The following is an 18860-nucleotide window of genomic DNA, read 5'->3' on the forward strand; positions in this document are numbered from 1 at the left end:
CGGGCTCGCCACGCCGCGGCAGCGGCGGCAGACCGGGTGCGGGCGGGGCGCCCGCGTCGCGGCCCCCGTCGCGACGCTGTGGCAGTGCCGGTCGCGACGGCGCCGCGACAGCCTGCTGCTGGCGACCCTGCACGGCACGCTGCGGACCGGTGTGGCCGGTGCCGCGCTCGGCCGGCGACACGATGAGCGACGTCGGGATGTGGATGGAGACGGTGACGCCCGGGTTGCGCGCGGTGTCGAAAGTCGACCGCATGCGCACCGTGAGACCGTGCCGCTGTGCGAGACGGCTGACGACGAACAGGCCCATGTGACGCGCGGTCTCCGGACCGATCTCGCCACCCGATGCGAGTCGCTCGTTGATCCCGAACATCTGGTCGGCGGGGATGCCGATGCCACGGTCGGCGATCTCGAGCAGCACACCACCGTCGACGGCACGCGCAAAGCTGAACGTGACCGACGTGTCCGGCGAGGATGCTCGAAGCGCGTTGTCGACGAGCTCGGCGAGCATGTGCACGACGTCCGTCGCGACTGCTCCGCTGAGCGAACCTTCGGGTGTGGCGCCCATCTGCACCCGCTGGTAGTCCTCGACCTCGGAGATCGCGGCGCGCAGGATGTCGCCGAGCGCGATCGAATCGGTCTGGGCACGGCGACTGCGCGTGCCGGCGAGGACCAGCAGGTTCTCGCCGTTCCTGCGCATACGCGCGGCGAGGTGGTCGAGCCGGAACAGGCTCTCCAGACGCCGCGGGTCCTTCTCCTCGAACTCGAGGCTCTCGATCAGCGTGAGCTGCTGGTCGACGAGCGACTTGCTGCGCCGGGCGAGCGTCTCGAACATGTCGTTGATCTGCAGACGCAGGTGCGCCTGCTCGCCCGCGAGCTTGAGCGCCTGGGCGTGGATGTCGTCGACCGCGCGGGCCAGCTGGCCGATCTCTTCGTCGGTGTAGACCTCGACGGGGTCGAACGAGATGGCGCGGGGGTCGTCACTCGACTTGATCTGCTCGATCGCATCGGGGAGGTCGCGGCGGGCCGCCTTGAGGGCGCCGTACCGCAGGCGGCGGATCGGGCCGACGAGCGAGCGCGACACGAGCAGGGCCAGCACGAGGGCCGCGAGGACCGTACCGACGACGATCGCGGTGTCGCGCAGCGCTGCCGAACGGGTTTCGTCGGCGCGATTCTGCACCGTGGCGGCGATGTCGAGGGCGGCGTCGGACACCAGCGAGGTGTACGTGTCCTTGCTCTGCAGCAGCGACGTACGCAGCTGGAGAATCGGCAGGCCACCGGTACCGCTCTCGATCGCCTCCACACCCTGCGCGGTGAGGCGCGAGCGCTCGTCGATGCCTGCACGCAGCGCGTCGAGCTGGCTGCGATCTTCCATGCTGCGCTCGTCGTAGTAGCGGCCGAGCACCTCGAGCAGCGCGGCTTCGCCACCGGTCGCGCCGACGACATTCGTGATCGGCGTGGTGGGATCGTTCAGGATCGCGATGAGGCCGACCGTCTCCTCGAACAGGCGGCGCTGTGCCTGCCACGCGTTCGCGAGCATCGCGCCCTTGTCGACGACCTCGGGGTCGTCGACCGTGGACACGACCTGGTCGAATTCGGTGAGCAGGCCCTCGGCGAACGCACGCTGCCGGTCGGCGAGCGTGTCGATCGTGGTGCCGGGCGCGTCCATCAGGTCGACCAGCGCGCGACCCTCCGCGACACTCTTGCGGATCGCGTCAGCGGTGTTCGAGTCCAGGTCGGGTGTGTCCGCGAAGTCGGAGACCCGGTCGAGCTGGGTCTCGACGAGCTCGCGGTCCTCGGGGGTCGCCGTGTTCGACGCGTGACCGCCGACGAGGGCGCCCATCGCACCCTCGAGCGACACGATGTCGGGGATACCCGAAATCTGCTCGGCTGCGGACGTGAAGTGCACGGCGTTCGACAGTTCGCCCTGCACACGCAGGCCGCCGAGCACCATCGCGACGGTGACCGGCACCGCGAGTACCGCGGTGACCTTCCAACGCAGACTCCAGCCCTCGAGGTCCCACAACCGCGTGCGGCGTCTCGACCGCTCCTCGGGTGGCGAAGTCTCGCTCATCCCACGCTCCCCTTCCAACCTGTCGATCTCGCCGCCACGGTGTGTGACCGTGTACGTCGATGTCCGGCCGAGTGGGGGCGTCCGTGCAACCCCGACCGGACTTCAGTGCGAACCGAGTGTCCTGTTCAACCCCTGGCTGGGAGTTTTCTACCACAGGAGGTCACGATTTGTGACCCCCGAGTAACCTCGCCGTGACCCGCCCCCAGGGGCCCGTCGGACGACAACGCTACACACCGCTCACCTCGTGGTCGACCGGCGCCTCTACCGCACAGTTCCCGGGGCAAGCGCCCCGGGAACCGTGGATCGAACCTGTATGTCGTTGTGCGCCAAGGGCGGACGTGCGGTCAGACGTCCAGGAAGCGGACATCCTTCGCGTTACGCGTGATGAAGCTGCGACGAGCTTCGACGTCCTCGCCCATCAGAACGCTGAACAATTCGTCGGCCGCAGCGGCGTCGTCGAGGGTGACCTGACGCAGGATCCGCACCGCCGGATCCATCGTGGTCTCCCACAACTCCTTGGCGTTCATCTCGCCGAGACCCTTGTAACGCTGGATGCCGTCGTCCTTGTTGATCTTCTTGCCCGCCTCGAGGCCCGCCGCGAGCAGGACGTCGCGCTCGCGGTCCGAGTACGCGAAGTCCGGTGCCGCGCCGCGCTGCCACTTGAGCTTGTACAGCGGCGGCTGTGCGAGGTAGACGTGGCCCTGCTCGACGAGCGGCCTCATGAACCGGAACAACAGCGTCAGCAGCAGCGTCGCGATGTGCTGGCCGTCGACGTCGGCGTCGGCCATCAGCACGATCTTGTGGTAGCGCAGCTTGGCGATGTCGAACTCGTCGTGGATGCCGGTTCCGAAAGCCGTGATGATCGACTGGACCTCGGCGTTCTTGAGCACGCGGTCGATGCGCGCCTTCTCGACGTTGATGATCTTGCCGCGCAACGGCAGGATCGCCTGGTACATCGAGTCGCGGCCCGACTTCGCCGAGCCGCCTGCCGAGTCGCCCTCGACGATGTAGATCTCGCACTTGCTCGGGTCGTTGGAGCGGCAGTCGGCGAGCTTGCCCGGCAGGCCGCCGATGTCGGTGGCGCTCTTGCGGCGCACCAACTCGCGCGCCTTGCGGGCCGCGACGCGGGCCTGCGCCGACGACACAGCCTTGGTCACGATCGTCTTCGCGTCCGCGGGATTCGACTCGAACCAGTGCGCGAGATGCTCGTTGCACGCCTTCTGCACGAACGACCGGACCTCGGTGTTGCCGAGCTTGGTCTTCGTCTGCCCCTCGAACTGCGGCTCGCCCACCTTGACCGAGATGATCGCGGCGAGGCCCTCGCGGATGTCGTCACCCGTGAGCTTCGGGTCCTTTTCCTTGAGGAGCTTCTTGTCGAGGGCGTAGCGGTTGACGGTGGCGGTGAGCGCCGAACGGAAGCCCTCTTCGTGCGTGCCGCCCTCGTGGGTGTTGATCGTGTTGGCGAACGTGTGCACCGACTCCGAGTAGCCGGCATTCCACTGCATCGCGATCTCGAGCTCGTGACCTGTGCCCTTCGCGGTGAACCCGACCACCGACTTGTGGATGGGCTGCTTGGTGCGGTTGATGAACCGCACGTAGTCCTCGAGGCCACCCGGGTAGTGGTAGACGCGCGTCTTGGTCTTGGGGACCTCGAGCGCGATCTCGGCCTCGAGCTCTTCGTCGGCCGCCGACTTGGGTGCCTCGGCGAGATCGCTGACGACCTCGTCCGTGACCTCTTCCTCCTTCACCCGCTCGTCGGTGAGCGTGATGGTGAGGCCCTTGTTGAGGAACGCCATCTCCTGCAGACGACGCGCGACCGTCTCGAAGCTGTACTGCGTGGTCTCGAAGACGTTCGGGTCGGCCCAGAAGCGGACGGTGGTGCCCGTCTGCGACGTCGGCTCGCCGCGGACCAGCTCGCCCGGCTTGGAGTCCACGTATGCCTGGGTCCAGTGGTAGCCGTCGTTGTCGATCTCGACCTCGAGCCGCGTCGACAACGCGTTGACCACCGAGATGCCGACGCCGTGCAGACCGCCCGACACCGCATACGAATCGGAGTCGAACTTGCCGCCCGCGTGCAGCTGCGTCAGGACCACCTCGACGGTCGGGACGCCCGACGCGTGCATGCCCACCGGTATGCCACGGCCGTCGTCGACGACCTGGACGCCGCCGTCGGCCAGCAGCGTGACCTCGACCTTGCTGGCGTGACCGGCCATCGCCTCGTCGACCGAGTTGTCGACGACCTCCCACACCAGATGGTGGAGGCCGCGCTCGCCGGTCGAGCCGATGTACATGCCGGGCCGCTTGCGGACCGCTTCGAGACCTTCGAGGACGGTGATGGAGGAGGCACCGTAGTCCTTCTTGCCTGCGCTCTTGTCTGACTTCTGGGCAGCCACGAGTGGGTAGCTCTCCTTCTCCGTCCGGTTTCCGGTACACGGCTCGGCGCGTCTCACTCGAGCAGCAGCCTGCGTCGTGGTCTCGGGAATGATGCCACTGATTACGTACCCATCTTACTGGTAGTTCGGTGACACATGCCCGCTGCGACACCCTGACGGGCACGCTGAGCCACGATCTCGACCCGGCGCAGGTGAAAACCTAGCCGGAAACCTCACTCGAGGACGTGGCGGGCGCCGCGTGCGTGTCGACGAACCGGGCGACGGCCGTCGCGAGTTCGCCCGGATGCGAGAACGGTGCCCAGTGGCCCGACCGCAGCGTCGTACGGGACAGGTTCGGCGCGTACCGCTCGTAGTCCGCGTAGCCCACCGGCCGCACCGCGCGGTCGCGCAGGTTGAGTACGAGCTGCACGGGGACGTCGGTGCGCCGACGGCGCGGGCGCAGCAACCCGTCGCGGATGTTCGCGCGGTACAGCTGCAGGCCTGCGACCATGTCGGATGCGAGGGTCGGGCCGGTGCGCACGTCCGCCGGATCGAGACCGTCGAAGAACCGGAGGAAGGCAGGCCAGTGCTTCGCGAACCACGTCCGCAGCGGGATGTCCGCGAGACGGGGCACCTGGAAGAGCACCGTGTACGCCGACGCGACGGCCTGCGCGAGCGGTCCGCGCAGCCGCCCGCGCACCAGGTTCTCCCGCGCCCACGCGCCGAGGAGGTCGAGATTGGGGCCCGAGACCGACGTGAACGACGCGATGCGCCGCGCGGCGTCCGGCTCGCACACCGCTTCCCAACCCTCGACGGAGCCCCAGTCGTGGCCCACGACGTGCACGGGCCGGTCCGGGCTGACGGCGTCGATGACCGCGAACAGGTCGGCGGCCAGGTGGCCGAGCTTGTAGTCCTCGGTCCGTCCGGGCACCGTGCTCGCGCCCGCACCACGGCTGTCGTAGGTGACGACGCGGTAGTTCTCCTCGAGCAGCGGCACCACGTGGGTCCACAGCGCGTGTGTGTCGGGCCACCCGTGGACGAGCACGATCGTCTCGCCGTCGCTCGGGCCGCTCTCGAACACGGCGAGCTCGACGGAACGGTTGCGGACGCGGCGGGTCTCGGTCACCCGGCGCAGCTCGGTAGCGGGGCCCGGTTCGGCAGCGGGACGCGGTGGGGTCATGGTGGTCCTTCTCGGTCGGGATGGATTCGGCACCCGGCGCGTCACACGTCGAGCACGAGGCGCCCGCCGTCACAGCGGGACACGCACGGCAACATGGATTCTCGCCGTTCGTCGTCGGTGAGGCGGGCGTCCCGATGGTCCGGCTCGCCCGCGAGGACCCGGACGCGACACGTACCGCAGAAGCCCTGACGGCACGAGTAGGCGACATCCGGGCGCTGCTCGGCGATCACGTCGAGGGCCGAACGGTCGGCCGGCACCTCGAGGACGTCGCCGGTGCTCACGAGTTGCACCTCGAAGGGCACCCCGTCCCGCACGGGCGGCGGGCCGAAGCGCTCGAAATGCAAAGCGGCGGACTCTGTTCGGTCGAACTCGGCACGCACCCCGTCGAGCATGGGGGCGGGGCCGCAGCAGTACACGGCGCCGCCCGCCGGCGCGTGCTCGAGCAGTTCGGCGGCAGTGGGCACCCCGAACTCGTCGTCGGGTCGCACGAGAACCCGGTCGGACTCGAAGGCCGCGATCTCGTCGAGGAACGGCATCGCCGCACGCGTACGACCGGTGTACACGAACCGCCAGTCCATGCCGAGGGCGCGGGCCTGACGCACCATCGCGAGAATCGGCGTCACGCCGATACCGCCCGCCACGAACAGCGCGGCGCCGTGTGGCACGAACGGAAAACCGTTGCGCGGGCCGCGAATCGTGACCCGGTCGCCGGGCGCGAGGGCATGCATCTCGCGTGAACCGCCACCGCCGTCGGCCACGAGCCGGACCGCGATCGTGTACCCGGTGCGGTCGGCGGGGTCGCCGCACAACGAATACTGCCGCCGCAGGCCCGACGGAAGGTGCAGATCGAGATGAGCGCCGGGGTGCCAATGCGGTAACGCGGCACCGTCGGGCGACGCGAAGCGCAGTGCCACGACGTCGTCGTCGTGCGCGACCACACGCCTGCCGGAGACGACGAGTTCGAGTGCGCTGTCGGGGTTGTGGCCCGCGAACGCCGGATCGTAGTCGTACGCACCGATCGCACCGAGATAGCGGCCGACGACCGCCTGGGTCAGCCGCATCGCGCGGTCCGCGTGCGGCCTGCCACGAAGGTCCGGCGGTGGCTCGTGCCGCTCCCAGTTGCGGCCGAGCAAGGTGTCGCGCACGATGCGTCGTGTCGACGCGAGCCGCGCGCTCACTTCGCGGCCGCGCGTGCGGCGGGCGACTCGGCGAGGTAACGCACGGCCTGCGACGTCGACCCCTCGTTGCGCGGATCGTAGGAACGCGTGAAGTAGGTCGACATCCGCTTGACGAGCCCCCAGGTCGTGGGCAGGGTGCCGCGCCTGCCCGCCGCCCGGAAGTCCGAGTAGTGCGGTTTACGGCGGTGCTCCGACCACGCGGCCAGCGACGGATCACTGCGCATCAGGAATCGCACGCCACGTACCCACAGCCACACGAGCACCGGTGTGACGAGCACCTGCGTACGCAGCCGCCGCGCATCGCGCTTGTCGAAATAGCGCATGACGTCGTACGCGACGGCGCGGTGTTCGACTTCCTCCGCGCCGTGCCAACGCAGGAGGTCGAGCATCGTCGGATGTGTGCGGGCGCGGTCGAGGCCGTCGGCGTTGAGTACCCAGTCGCCGAGGAAGGCCGTGGCGTGCTCGATCGCCGCAACCACCGCGAGCCGCTCGACCAGATAGTTGCGCGAACGCAGACCCGTGAGTGGGCGCGGTCCCAGAATCCTGCGGAACGTCCACTCCATCTGCCGCGTGAACGGGGTGGGGTCGATGCCCTGGGTCTTCAGGTGCTCGAGAACCCCGCTGTGCGCGTGCGAGTGCACCGCTTCCTGGCCGATGAAACCGATGACGTCCTCGCGCAGCTTCTCGTCCTCGATCAGCGGCAACGCTTCCTTGAACGTCTCGACGAACCAGTCCTCACCCGCGGGCAGCAGCAGGTGGAGGACGTTGAGGGTGTGCGTACTGAACGGATCTCCCGGAATCCAGTGCAGCGGCACGTCCGCCCAGTCGAACTCGACATTGCGCGCCTGCAACAGGATGTGGTCGGGCTCGGTGTCGGACATGACGCCGGTATCGGGCATGACACGTCTCCTTCGTGCATGACAGGTCCTTCGTGCATGAGGAGTCCACAGCACGGGTGACCCAGTTCACTGACTCGAAGAGTTACCGTAACACCGAGTAATAGACAAATTCCAGGGGCGTGCCGGCGATCGGCTCACCCGTACGTATCGCGCGGTCCGCGTCCGCGTACGTGCAGCTGTCCCTTGCGCCAACTGGGTGCCGTGGGGCCCGAGATGCGCAACTGCTTGACCACGCCGTCGCCCACCGAGGCGGCGATCTGCGCGAGGATCTGCGACTGCATCATGCGCAGTTGCGTCGCCCACGCCGTCGACTCCGCGGACACCGCGAGTACGCCGTCGTTGAGCGACGTCGGCTGCGCGTGCGACGCAATCTCCGCGCCCACGACCTGCTCCCAGCGACCGAAAACCGCACCCTCGTTGACACGCGGCGCCCAGCCGCGTGACTTCGCGAGGGCACCCGCGAGTGCGCCGAGCGTCTGGGGATCGCGGTCGTCCGGCCCGGGACCGGACCAACCCGACCGGCGTCTACCGCGACGCAACGCGCGCACGCCACCCGACCGCCGCCCCTGTCCGACGGCCTGCCCCTTCGCCTTCGCGGCCGCGCGCGCTTCTTCCAGCGCGCGCCGCGCGATGTCGACACCGCGCGGCTCCGCGGAGGGTGCGGCGTCGGTGCTCGCAGCGGGATCGGTGTCGGTCACAGGTCACTCCCGTCGACGATCGGTCCGGTGAGGGTCGACACGCGGCCCCGGTCAGTATCGCGTGCCTCGACGGCGAAACGCGTCGCGCGCAGCTCGGCCGGTATGTCGTCGGCCACCGCGGCGGTGATCAGCACCTGCTCCGCGTCGGCCGCGACCGTCGCGAGCGCCGCTCGCCTGGTGCGATCGAGCTCGGCGAACACGTCGTCGAGCACGAGCACCGGATCGCTGCCGTCGGTACGCATCAGCGCGAACGACCCGAGCCGCAACGACAGTGCGTACGACCAAGATTCGCCGTGGCTCGCGAAGCCCTTCGCAGGTCCGTCGCCGAGGTGCAGTTCGAGGTCGTCGCGATGCGGTCCCACGAGCGACGTGCCGCGCTCGATCTCACGGCTGCGCATGCGGGACAGTTCCACGTGAAACGCGTCGATCAACAGGTCGACGTCGCCGCCCTCGGGTTCGCGCGCGGGATCGAGGAACTCGTCGGGCACGACGCCTGCGAGCGTCGAGCGGTACCGGATGTACGCGGGCCGCGACTGCGGCGCGATCGAGCGGTACGCCTCCGACACGTGGGGCGCGAGCCGATGGACCGCGGAGAGCCGTTCCGCCAGCAGATGCGCGCCGTGCTGTGCCAGGTGCGCGTCCCACACGTCGAGCGTCGCGAGTGCGCTGGCGCCCTCGTCGCTGCGGCTACCCCGGCGCAACGCGCCCGCCGCCGACTTGAGCAACGCCGAACGCTGCCGGACCACCTTGTCGTAGTCCGCGCGGATCCCGGCCGTCGCGGGGCGCAGCGACGTCGCGAGCTCGTCGAGGAACCGGCGACGCTCACCCGGCTCACCGCGCACGAGCGCCAAATCCTCGGGCGAGAAGGTCACCGTGCGAAGCACTCCCAGGATCTCGCGAGTGCGCCTGCACGGCGAACGGTTGATGCGGGCCCGGTTGGCCTTGCCGTCGTTGAGCTCGACCTCGACGGTCAGCTCGCGACCCGCATTCACGACGGTGGCCGACGCGACAGCCTGTTCGGTGCCCGCGCGGATCAGTGGCGCGTCCGACGACACCCGGTGCGAGGAGAGCGTCGAGAGATACCCGACGGCCTCGACGATGTTGGTCTTGCCGTGCCCGTTGGGCCCCACGAACACCGTGCACCCGGGCGTGAGCTCGAGCGCGAGGGTGTCCCAGGACCGGAAGTCACGGAGGGTCAGCGCGCGGACGAACACTCAGGAATCCGAACCCCCGGCACGCGTGACGGCATGCCCTCCGAACTGGTTACGCAGTGCCGCAACCGCTTTCATCGCCGGCGCGTCGTCCTGACGGGACGCGAAGCGCGCGAACAGTGCCGCGGTGATGACCGGCGCGGGCACCGCACGCTCTACGGCGGCCTCGACCGTCCACCGGCCCTCGCCGGAATCGTCCACGCGACCGGCGATCTCGTCGAGCTGCGGGTCGGCCTCGAGCGCCCGCACCAGCAGATCGAGCAACCACGAGCGCACGACGGTGCCGTGCGTCCACGCCTTGAGCACGCCCGGGACGTCGTGGATCCGTTCGTCCGCGCCGAGCAGTTCGTAACCCTCGGCGTACGCCTGCATCAGGCCGTACTCGATACCGTTGTGGACCATCTTCGCGTAGTGCCCCGCCCCGACCGGGCCCGCGTGCACGAAGCCTTCCGCACGCTCGCCCGCCGGACGCAACGCGTCGAACACCGGCATCGCGCGCGCGACGTGCTCGTCCGCGCCGCCCGCCATGAGGCCGTAACCGTTCTCCCGTCCCCAGATACCGCCCGACACACCGCAATCGACGAATCCGACACCCTCGGCCGCCAGGATCTCGGCGTGCTCGTCGTCGACGTCGTGCCTGCTGTTGCCGCCGTCGATCACGAGGTCGCCCGGTGCGAGGAGGCCCGCGAGTGCGCGGATGCTGCGGTGCGTGACCTCTCCCGCAGGCACCATGACCCACACCAGGCGAGGTGCCGCGAGCCGCTCGACGAGTTCGGCGAGCGATGCGGTGTCCGACACGTCGGGGTTCGGGTCGTACCCGAGCACATCGTGACCGTGCGCGAGCAGCCGAGCCTTCATTCCCGAGCCCATGCGGCCCAGACCGACCATTCCGATCTGCATCCCGAACTCCGATCGTGTGCGGTACCTCGTGCGCGAGCCGGTCAGCCCGGCAGGCGCACCGGCATCAGGAGGTACGTGTATTCGCTGTGCGGCGCAGGGAAATTGCCGTTCTCATCGGGTTCGATCTCGACCTCTCCGGCGGGTCGTAGCACCGCGGGCCTGCTCGGCGTGGTGAACCCGAACGCAACCTTCTCCGAGTGGAGCGAGGACAGGCCGTCGCCCAGATACCCGGGGTTGAACGCGATGGTGAGTTCTTCGCCGCGGAACTCCGCGGGCAGCTCCTCCTCGGCCTTGCCCGCGTCGTCGCCACCGGCCGACAGCAACAGGCCCTCGGCGGTGAACCGCAGCCGCACCTGTGCGCCACGGTCGGCGACGAGGGCGACACGCTTGATCGCGTCGACGAGCGGGGCGATCTCGACGATCGCCATGGCGGTGTGCTCGGCGGGCAGCAGCTGACGGAACTTGGGGAACTCGGCGTCGAGCAAGCGTGTTGTGGTGCGGCGTCCGCCGCCGACGATGCCGAGCAACCCTTCGGCACCCACCGACGAGCCCGAGCCGAATGCGAGCTCGACAGGCGAATTCGCCTCGCCCGGAAGCGTTTTCGCGGCCTCGGAGAGCGTCTTCGCGGGGATGAGAACCGCTGCGGACGTGTCGGCCGCGAGCGGCATCCACTCGAGTTCGCGCACCGCGAGGCGGAACCGGTCGGTGGCCGCGAGCACGATCTTGCCGCCCTCGACCTCGAGCCGGATGCCCGTGAGCATCGGAAGCGTGTCGTCCTTGCCCGCCGCGACCGCGACCTGCGAGATGGCCTCGGTGAACAGGTCCGCAGGAATCGATCCGGTCTGCGCCGGCAGCGCGGGAAGCTGGGGGTAGTCCTCGACCGGCATGGTGGGAAGCGAGAACTTGGCACTGCCGCACGTGATGAGCACTCGAGTGCCCTCGAGGACGACGTCGACAGGCTTGTTGGGCAGCGAGCGCGTGATGTCTGCGAGCAGCTTGCCGGACACCAGCGCCTTACCGCCCTCGGCCACCTCGGCAGGCACCCGGACCTGTGCGCTGACCTCGTAGTCGAAGCCCGAAACCGTCAGGCCCTGTTCGCCTGCTTCGAGAAGGACACCACCGAGCACGGGGACCGGGGGCCGCGACGGCAGGCTGCGGGCAACCCATGCGACCGAATCGGCGAATTCCTCTCGGGAGACTCGAAACTTCAGGCTTCCAGGCTCCATCGCCGGTTCGTTCCTCTCCGTAGGCAACCTTTGCACGTGACGCAGCCGGCCCCACGGAGTCGCGGCGGGCTACTTCCCGCTCGACGGACCCGCCCGGCCGGTGCTGAGAACTCACAGTCTTGCACAGGGAGTCCGTCCGGAAACCGCCCGGACGTCCGTGGGTGCGGCGCTGCACAACGGTAAGCGCTCGAGCGCCCGGGTGGAAGACGATCGGGCGAGACGATTCGAGACTCGAGGAACGGCTGTGCACCACTCACAATCCCCAAGCCTGTTTTGAAAGAGTTCTAGGAAGGAAAATTCAAGCAGTACTATTAGGCACTGTGGAATCTGTGGACACCACGGTGTCACCGCAGGTCTCCGCCCCTCGAGACATGGGGAGAACTCGAGGATCAACTCGAGGACCGATCGTGCACCGATGTGGATTACTCGAGGTACCCCCAATTCATGCACGGCCGGTCCACAGTCTTTCCACCGGTATCCCCACAGTTGTCCACAGGTGTGAGTGCGGAATCCGAGGTCGAAAGCTCGGCGTGTCGCGTCGGCGTGTCGCGCACCGGACGGCCGCGCGCCCTCGAGGAAACGCCGTTCACACCCCCTCGAGGAACCCCTCCGTGACGCCTCGAGGGGTGCAGCGGCGACGCCTCGAGGTGGGGGACGACACGCCTCGAGGCGTCGATCGCGGCGGGTTTCACGAGCTGGCGGACGGTGGATGCGCGCGCCGCGGGCCTCGAGGCGTCGCCGTGCGGCGGCTCGAGCGGGCGCTCCGTCAGCGCTTCGAGCGCTGCTTGATGCGGGCCGTGAGCTCCTGCACCTGGTCGTAGACCTTGCGACGTTCGGTCATCTCCTTGCGGATCTTCTTGTCCGCGTACATCACCGTGGTGTGGTCGCGGCCGAACGTCTGGCCGATCTTGGGTAGCGAGAGGTCGGTGAGCTCGCGGCACAGGTACATCGAGATCTGACGCGCCTGGGCGAGGGCCCTGGCCTTGCCGGGGCCGCACAGGTCGTCGATCGAGATGCCGAAGTACTCCGCGGTCACGGCCATGATCGTCGCCGCGTTGATCTCGAGCGTGGTCGAGTCGGGCATGAGGTCGCGCAACACCACCTCGGCCAGCGTGAGATCGAGCGGCTGACGGTTGAGCGATGCGAACGCCGTGACACGAATGAGGGCACCCTCGAGCTCGCGGATGTTGCGTTCGATGCGGCTCGCGATCAACTCGAGGACGTCGTACGGCACCTCGAGGCGGTCCATCCTCGCCTTCTTCGACAGGATCGCGATGCGCGTCTCGAGCTCGGGCGGTTGGACGTCGGTGATCAGGCCCCACTCGAACCGGGTGCGGAGTCGTTCCTCGAGCGTCGCGAGCTGCTTGGGCGGGCGGTCCGACGACACGACGATCTGCTTGTTCGCGTTGTGCAGCGTGTTGAAGGTGTGGAAGAACTCCTCCTGGATACCTTCCTTGCCCTCGATGAACTGGATGTCGTCCACGAGCAGCACGTCCGTCTCGCGGTAGCGGCGCTTGAACGCCACCTTGCGGTCGTCGCGGAGGCTGTTGATGAAGTCGTTGGTGAACTCTTCGGTCGAGACGTACTTGACCCGCATGCCCGGAAACAGACGCTGTGCGTAATGGCCTGCCGCGTGCAGCAGATGCGTCTTGCCCAGCCCGGACGCGCCCCAGATGAACAGCGGGTTGTATGCGCGTGCGGGAGCCTCGGCGATCGCGACGGCCGCGGCGTGTGCGAAGCGGTTGGACGAGCCGATGACGAATGTGTCGAAGGTGTACTTCGCGTTGAGACTGGTGCCGCCGGCGGGTGAGGCCGTCGAGCCGGACGGGGGCCGGGTGAAGTACGACGGCCACGACTCGTGCACCGACGCGAGGGCCTCGCTGTCGTCGTCGACTTCTTCGCCGTCGGAGAGCTCCGCGTCGGTGAGGCGGTCGGAGTCGGTGGCGTGTGGGGGGCCGAGGAGTTCCGAGTCCGCCGGTTCGGTGGCGTCGGACGTGAACAGGCGCCTGCGGTACACGCCGCCGCCGGATCCCTGTACTCCGTCGTGGTCGGCCACGGCGTGCCGTGGCTGCGCTGCGCGGACAGGCTCGGGTGCCGGTGCCGGGGTCTCGTCGGCGTCCTCGGGCGCCGCGATCCGGACGCCGAGCCCTTCGACCTGCTCGCCGAGATGCCGGCCGAGGGCCTGCAGGATGGGTTCACGCAGATCCCGCTCGATGGCTTCCTGTGCGAACGGTGACGGGACGGTGAGCAACGCGAAGCCCTGCACCAGAGCCAACGGCCGGCACAAGGCGAGCCATGCGCGCTGACTGTGCGACAGCGGCGCGAGATCGCCACCGGGCGATGCGGACGTGAGGTCTGCGACGACGTCGGGCCAGACTCGAGTGAGGGCGTCGGGATCCTCGGTCATGCAGTGCCTCCCCTGGCGTTCGGGCGGCACAGTGGAAGTCTCCGGACCGCGTGTCGGGCTGTGGATCGCGTGGCCGATCCGGCGCACGTCGAACTACCGAATATGCCACCTGATCTGTGTTTCCACACAATTATCCACAGATGTGGATAATGCCAGGGTACATCCCCGGCCGGGCGGAGTGCGGCCGGGGATGTAAGCAATGAATATCGCCTCGAACTGCGGAAACGTGCGTCAGATCGGACTCGGTGCACGGTCGCGGCTGGGCTGTGGAGAACGTCTGGGGCGCAGCCGACACACGCGCATGCGAGGACGCGTCGTGCTGGTTGTGGATGAACCACGCTCGGCCATGCTGGGACGTTAGCAGCAGGGTCGGGTGCGTCACATCGGTTTCGCGCAGCAATTTTAGGAACATGTGTCCGAGGCGGCCCGACGGTACGTGCCCAGGTGAGGCTCGAGGCGTGTGCCCAGGTGGGCCGGGGTCGCGCGGTTTGATTTCGCGGCCCGCGCTCAGTAGTCTCTACTAGTCACCCTGTAGTGCGGTGGCGGGTATGCGCTGGGCACGACGACAGCGCATGTCGGCCACAATGATGACCGTTCCTCGGTCATGGTCCGGCCTGGATCTCCAGGGTGATCCCGGAAATCTGTCCCGCCGCACGGCGGGCGACGTGAAAAGCATCGCGGTACCGACCGGTGCCGTGCGAATTTCGAGGAGTGTTGACCGTGGCCAAGGGCAAGCGGACGTTCCAGCCGAACAACCGACGCCGCGCGCGGGTTCACGGCTTCCGCCTTCGTATGCGGACGCGCGCCGGTCGCGCGATCGTTTCGTCGCGTCGCCGTAAGGGCCGCGCGTCTCTCACCGCCTGATCATCGATTCGGGAGCTCGGGGTGTTGCCTGAGCAGAATCGTCTGCGCCGTCACTCGGATTTTTCCGACACGGTGCGTCGGGGTAAGCGCAGCGGACGGCGCAACGTGGTCGTCCACGTGCTTGACCGCGACGACACGGGCGATCTGGTGAGACATGGTGGTCCGCGATTCGGACTGGTCGTGAGCAAGGCTGTCGGGCCGGCGGTGATTCGACACAGAGTCGCCCGCCGGCTTCGTCATATCTGCCTCGGCCTCGTCGACACCGTTCCCGGAAATACCGACGTAGTCATCCGTGCGCTGCCCGGCGCAGGCGACGCCACCAGCGCCGAACTCGAGCGCCAGCTCCGTGCCAATCTCGGCCGACTGGGGCTCCTCGTAGGAACAGCATGAGCATCGAGCTCGAACCCGCACCCTCGAAGCCGTCGCGGTCGTCGCTCCGGTCGGTCGGGTCGTGGCCTGCGCGTTCGCTCGTCTTCTGTATCGAGCTGTACCGGAACTACGTGTCTCCCCTGCGCATGCCGACCTGCCGCTTCACGCCCACGTGCAGCGAGTACGCCGTCGAAGCCCTCCGCACGCACGGCGCCGTGAAGGGGCTCGTGCTTGCCACGATCCGCCTGCTCAAGTGCGGGCCCTGGCACCGTGGAGGCTGGGATCCGGTTCCTCCCGCGAAGGCATGGCGGAACCGAGGTGACTCGTGAGTCTCCATCGCCGTCCCACAGTCCTCGAGTCTTCCGCAGTCCTCGAGTACGCCGTGATCCTGAAGGCAGACGAACAGAGGAGTACATAGAGCCGTGCTCGATTTCATTTACTACCCCGTCTCCGGGGTGCTGTGGGTGTGGCACAAGGTATTCGGTGCCATACCGTTCCTCGGCCCGGACAACGGCATCACGTGGGCGCTCTCGGTGGTGTTCCTCGTGTTCACCCTGCGCCTGATCCTCTACAAGCCGTTCGTCAAGCAGGTGCGCACGACGCGCCAGATGCAGGAACTGCAGCCGCAGATCAAGGCTCTGCAGAAGAAGTACTCGAGCGACCGTCAGCGTCAGGCGCTCGAGATGCAGAAACTTCAGAAGGAACACGGCTTCAACCCGCTCATGGGTTGCCTCCCGGTGCTGTTGCAGGCGCCTGTGTTCATCGGCCTGTTCCATGTGTTGCGGTCGTTCAATCGCACCGGCACGGGAATCGGTCAGCTCGGCATGACGCCGGAAGAGAATGCGAACACCGCGAACTACTTCTTCGGGGTCGACGACGTCCAGTCGTTCCTGTCGGCGCGTCTGTTCGGCGCCCCTATCTCGGCGTACATCACCGCGCCCGACAACGTGCTGCAGGCATTCGAGCCTTTCGGTGGCGAGGTGTCGAAGATCGCGATCATCGCGGTGTCGATCCCGCTGATGCTCATTGCGAGCGTCGCGACGCACTTCAACTCGCGTGCGTCCGTCGCGCGACAGAGCCCCGAAGCCGCCGCGAACCCGCAGTCCGCGATCATGAACAAGCTCGCGCTCTACGTCTTCCCGCTCGGTGTCCTCGTCGGTGGTCCGTTCCTGCCCATCGCGATCCTGCTCTACTGGGTGAGTAACAACGTGTGGACGTACGGCCAGCAACATCTCGTGTTCGGTCGGATCGACCGCGAAGAAGCGGAGAAGAAGGCCGCCGCCCTGGAACGACGGACCGCCAACGCGCCGAAGCCCGGTGCGCGCCCGGACGCCAAGAAGAAGAAGGCGGCACCGGCAGCAGAGACGTCTGCCGACGAGCCTGCCTCCGCGGACGAGTCGCCGGCGGGGGCGGATGCTGCCGAGGCGGCATCGGACACGTCCTCGAGCCAGGCCCCACAGCCGAAGCAGAAGCCCGCGAACACGGCCGCGAAGAAGTCCGCGCCGAAGAGCAAGTCCGGGCAGAACCGGCCCCAGGCAGGCCGCAACAAGTCGAACAAGCGCAAGCGGCGTTGATCTCTGCCGCCGTTGATCTTGATCCCGATCAGATCCCACAGGAGAAGTGAACGAGATGGCCAGTGAGGCTGACACCGCAGTGAACACGGATGCTGCCGTCGATACCGATACCGCAGTCGACAGCGGCTCCGCTGTGTCGACCGGCAAGAAGGCCGAGGCGGCCGAGAACGACCGCGCGGCGTCGGATGCGGATTTCGACGACGACGATCTTGTGGAAGAGGGCGAGATCGCGGGCGACTACCTCGAGCAACTGCTCGACATCCTGGACTTCGACGGCGACATCGACCTCGATGTCGAGGGCGACCGCGCGGTGGTGAGTATCGACGGCGGCGACGACCTGACGAAGCTCGTCGGCCGCAAGGGTGAGGTGCTGGACGCGCTGCAAGAGCTCACGCGGCTCGCGGTCCAGCAGTCCACCGGCGAACGCAGTCGCCTGATGCTCGACATCGCGGGGTGGCGCGCCGGGCTGCGCGCCGAGTTGACGCGTCTCGGCACCGACACTGCCAATCAGGTTGCCGAGACCGGGGAGCGGGTCAGCCTGCGTCCGATGTCCCCGTTCGAGCGCAAGATCGTGCACGACGCGGTCGCGGCGGTCGCGGGCGTCACGAGCGAGAGCGAAGGCGCCGAGCCGAGTCGACGCGTCGTCGTCGTCAAGCAATAGCAGCCGCGGATCGAGAATGCCCCCGACGAATCGTCGGGGGCATTTTTCGTGTGCGAGTTTCACGTGAAACGTGTGTGTCGGCGCACGGCGGGTTTCACGTGAAACGGGCCGCCACTCCCCTGTGCGGTGCCATCGTGAGATTCCGTTGGTGCTTATTCTTCTTCACTTCGGTGCGCGCCGGCTCGGGTCACGCTCCGGCTCGGTGGTCGACGTGCGAAGCGAGTGAATCATCGCGTGGGTTCGCCACGGGAGAAGTTTCCTATTCGGGAGTCTCCCACCGGGCTCGCCACGACTGCATTATCGGTCGAGTCGTCGGCGAAATCGGAATCTCGGTGTCGTGATCTCCCCATCCAGGGACCCTCGGCCGTTTTGTCACTGTGACGGCTCGTCTAAGACTGATTTCCGGAGGGTGAACGGACACACGCGGTCGCGCGACTCTTGTGGAGGTGTGGACCGATAGTGTGAACCGTGATCCCGGAAGTGAAAGCTGTCGGGCCGCACGAAGAGCTTCGGAGGATGTTTCACGTGGAACCACACACGCCGGATTGGGATGCCGTCGAGGCGGCGCGATCCGTTTTCGGTGAGCGTTTCGAGATCGCGCAGCGATATCACGATTCACTCGCGTCGACCGGTGTGGAGCGCGGACTCATCGGTCCCCGTGAAGTCCCTCGGCTGTGGGAGCGGCATCTTCTCAACTGCGCCGTCGTCGGGGAGTTGATCGAGGAGGGTGAGTCGGTTGTCGACGTGGGAAGCGGGGCGGGCCTCCCCGGCATCCCACTCGCGATTGCACGTCCCGATCTTGCGATCACTCTTGTCGAACCCCTTTTGCGGAGGTCCGTCTATCTCGCCGAGTTCGTGGAATCCAACGGCCTCGACCATGTTCTCGTGGTGCGCGGTCGCGCCGAGGAGTCCGGCGTGATCAAGGAAGCCGGTGGTGCGGATGTCGTCACATCACGTGCGGTGGCCCCATTGCACAAACTCGCCAAGTGGTCCCTGCCTCTCGTGCATGAGCATGGGAGAATGCTAGCGCTGAAGGGATCGAGTGCTTCGGAAGAAGTTGCTCGCGACCGCGACGCTCTGACCAAACTCGGTGCGGGCGAGGTGGATGTCGTTCAGTGCGGAGCCGGGATCCTTCCCGTTCCCACGGTCGTCGTTCGAGCGGAGCGGTTGCCGAAACGCCGACTCAGACACGGTCGGTAATTCGGTGCAATTCGCGACAGTCAGAAGCGAGCGTTTGTCGATCAAAGGAG

16 protein-coding genes are annotated in these 18860 nt (G+C 67.6%); 6 read left to right on the plus strand and 10 right to left on the minus strand.

Annotation, left to right across the window (positions count from 1 at the left end):
- From HCA44_RS16990 to dnaA, 10 genes are all read right to left on the minus strand, one after another.
- A partial coding sequence (locus tag HCA44_RS16990; protein ID WP_169650511.1) for an ATP-binding protein occupies positions 1 to 2071 on the minus strand: 2071 nt, incomplete at its 3' end.
- 344 nt (positions 2072 to 2415) lie between these two features.
- The gene (gene gyrB / locus HCA44_RS16995) at positions 2416 to 4464 is read right to left on the minus strand and encodes a DNA topoisomerase (ATP-hydrolyzing) subunit B (protein ID WP_169650512.1); all 2049 of its coding nucleotides are present in this window, start codon (positions 4462 to 4464) and stop codon (positions 2416 to 2418) included.
- A gap of 199 nt (positions 4465 to 4663) precedes the next feature.
- Complete coding sequence (locus tag HCA44_RS17000; protein ID WP_169650513.1) at positions 4664 to 5623, minus strand: alpha/beta fold hydrolase; 960 nt, start codon at positions 5621 to 5623, stop codon at positions 4664 to 4666.
- A 41-nt stretch (positions 5624 to 5664) separates the two neighbouring features.
- Positions 5665 to 6684, minus strand: a complete 1020-nt coding sequence (locus HCA44_RS17005) for a PDR/VanB family oxidoreductase (RefSeq protein ID WP_169650592.1) — start codon at positions 6682 to 6684, stop codon at positions 5665 to 5667.
- 113 nt (positions 6685 to 6797) lie between these two features.
- The gene (locus HCA44_RS17010; protein ID WP_169650514.1) at positions 6798 to 7700 is read right to left on the minus strand and encodes a metal-dependent hydrolase; all 903 of its coding nucleotides are present in this window, start codon (positions 7698 to 7700) and stop codon (positions 6798 to 6800) included.
- A 134-nt stretch (positions 7701 to 7834) separates the two neighbouring features.
- Positions 7835 to 8398 carry a DUF721 family protein gene (locus tag HCA44_RS17015; protein WP_169650515.1) on the minus strand — a complete coding sequence of 188 codons (564 nt, stop codon included), beginning with the start codon at positions 8396 to 8398 and terminating at the stop codon, positions 7835 to 7837.
- On the minus strand, positions 8395 to 9612 hold the full coding sequence (gene recF / locus HCA44_RS17020; protein ID WP_169650516.1) for a DNA replication/repair protein RecF: 1218 nt from the start codon (positions 9610 to 9612) through the stop codon (positions 8395 to 8397). Before recF ends, HCA44_RS17015 begins: the two co-directional genes overlap by 4 nt.
- Positions 9613 to 10554, minus strand: coding sequence for a phosphogluconate dehydrogenase (NAD(+)-dependent, decarboxylating) (gene gnd / locus HCA44_RS17025; protein ID WP_277350840.1), 942 nt, complete (start codon positions 10552 to 10554; stop codon positions 9613 to 9615). It abuts the gene before it with no gap.
- Positions 10551 to 11735 (minus strand): DNA polymerase III subunit beta, encoded by a 1185-nt coding sequence (gene dnaN, locus HCA44_RS17030; RefSeq protein WP_169650518.1) that lies wholly within the window; start codon positions 11733 to 11735, stop codon positions 10551 to 10553. Before dnaN ends, gnd begins: the two co-directional genes overlap by 4 nt.
- Positions 11736 to 12501: 766 nt before the next feature.
- Entirely contained in the window at positions 12502 to 14142 is a 1641-nt protein-coding gene (dnaA, locus tag HCA44_RS17035; protein ID WP_169650519.1) for a chromosomal replication initiator protein DnaA, read from the minus strand.
- 720 nt (positions 14143 to 14862) lie between these two features.
- Here dnaA and rpmH point away from each other — a divergent pair.
- The 6 genes from rpmH (at position 14863) to rsmG (ending at position 18810) form a co-directional block, all read left to right on the plus strand.
- Positions 14863 to 15006, plus strand: coding sequence for a 50S ribosomal protein L34 (gene rpmH, locus HCA44_RS17040; RefSeq protein WP_077116220.1), 144 nt, complete (start codon positions 14863 to 14865; stop codon positions 15004 to 15006).
- Positions 15007 to 15027: 21 nt separating this feature from the next.
- Positions 15028 to 15396: a ribonuclease P protein component gene (gene rnpA, locus HCA44_RS17045; RefSeq protein ID WP_169650520.1), complete on the plus strand. Its 369-nt coding sequence runs from the start codon at positions 15028 to 15030 to the stop codon at positions 15394 to 15396.
- Positions 15393 to 15704 carry a membrane protein insertion efficiency factor YidD gene (gene yidD, locus HCA44_RS17050; RefSeq protein WP_169650521.1) on the plus strand — a complete coding sequence of 104 codons (312 nt, stop codon included), beginning with the start codon at positions 15393 to 15395 and terminating at the stop codon, positions 15702 to 15704. The genes rnpA and yidD overlap by 4 nt, the downstream gene beginning before the upstream one ends.
- A 93-nt stretch (positions 15705 to 15797) precedes the next feature.
- The gene (gene yidC, locus HCA44_RS17055) at positions 15798 to 16949 is read left to right on the plus strand and encodes a membrane protein insertase YidC (RefSeq protein WP_169650522.1); all 1152 of its coding nucleotides are present in this window, start codon (positions 15798 to 15800) and stop codon (positions 16947 to 16949) included.
- Between the two features lie 55 nt (positions 16950 to 17004).
- Complete coding sequence (locus tag HCA44_RS17060) at positions 17005 to 17610, plus strand: R3H domain-containing nucleic acid-binding protein (RefSeq protein ID WP_169650523.1); 606 nt, start codon at positions 17005 to 17007, stop codon at positions 17608 to 17610.
- A gap of 516 nt (positions 17611 to 18126) precedes the next feature.
- Positions 18127 to 18810, plus strand: a complete 684-nt coding sequence (rsmG, locus tag HCA44_RS17065) for a 16S rRNA (guanine(527)-N(7))-methyltransferase RsmG (RefSeq protein ID WP_169650593.1) — start codon at positions 18127 to 18129, stop codon at positions 18808 to 18810.
- Positions 18811 to 18860: the final 50 nt, after the last annotated feature.

The sequence above is a fragment of the Rhodococcus sp. HNM0569 genome (assembly GCF_012726205.1).
GTDB lineage: Bacteria > Actinomycetota > Actinomycetes > Mycobacteriales > Mycobacteriaceae > Rhodococcus_F.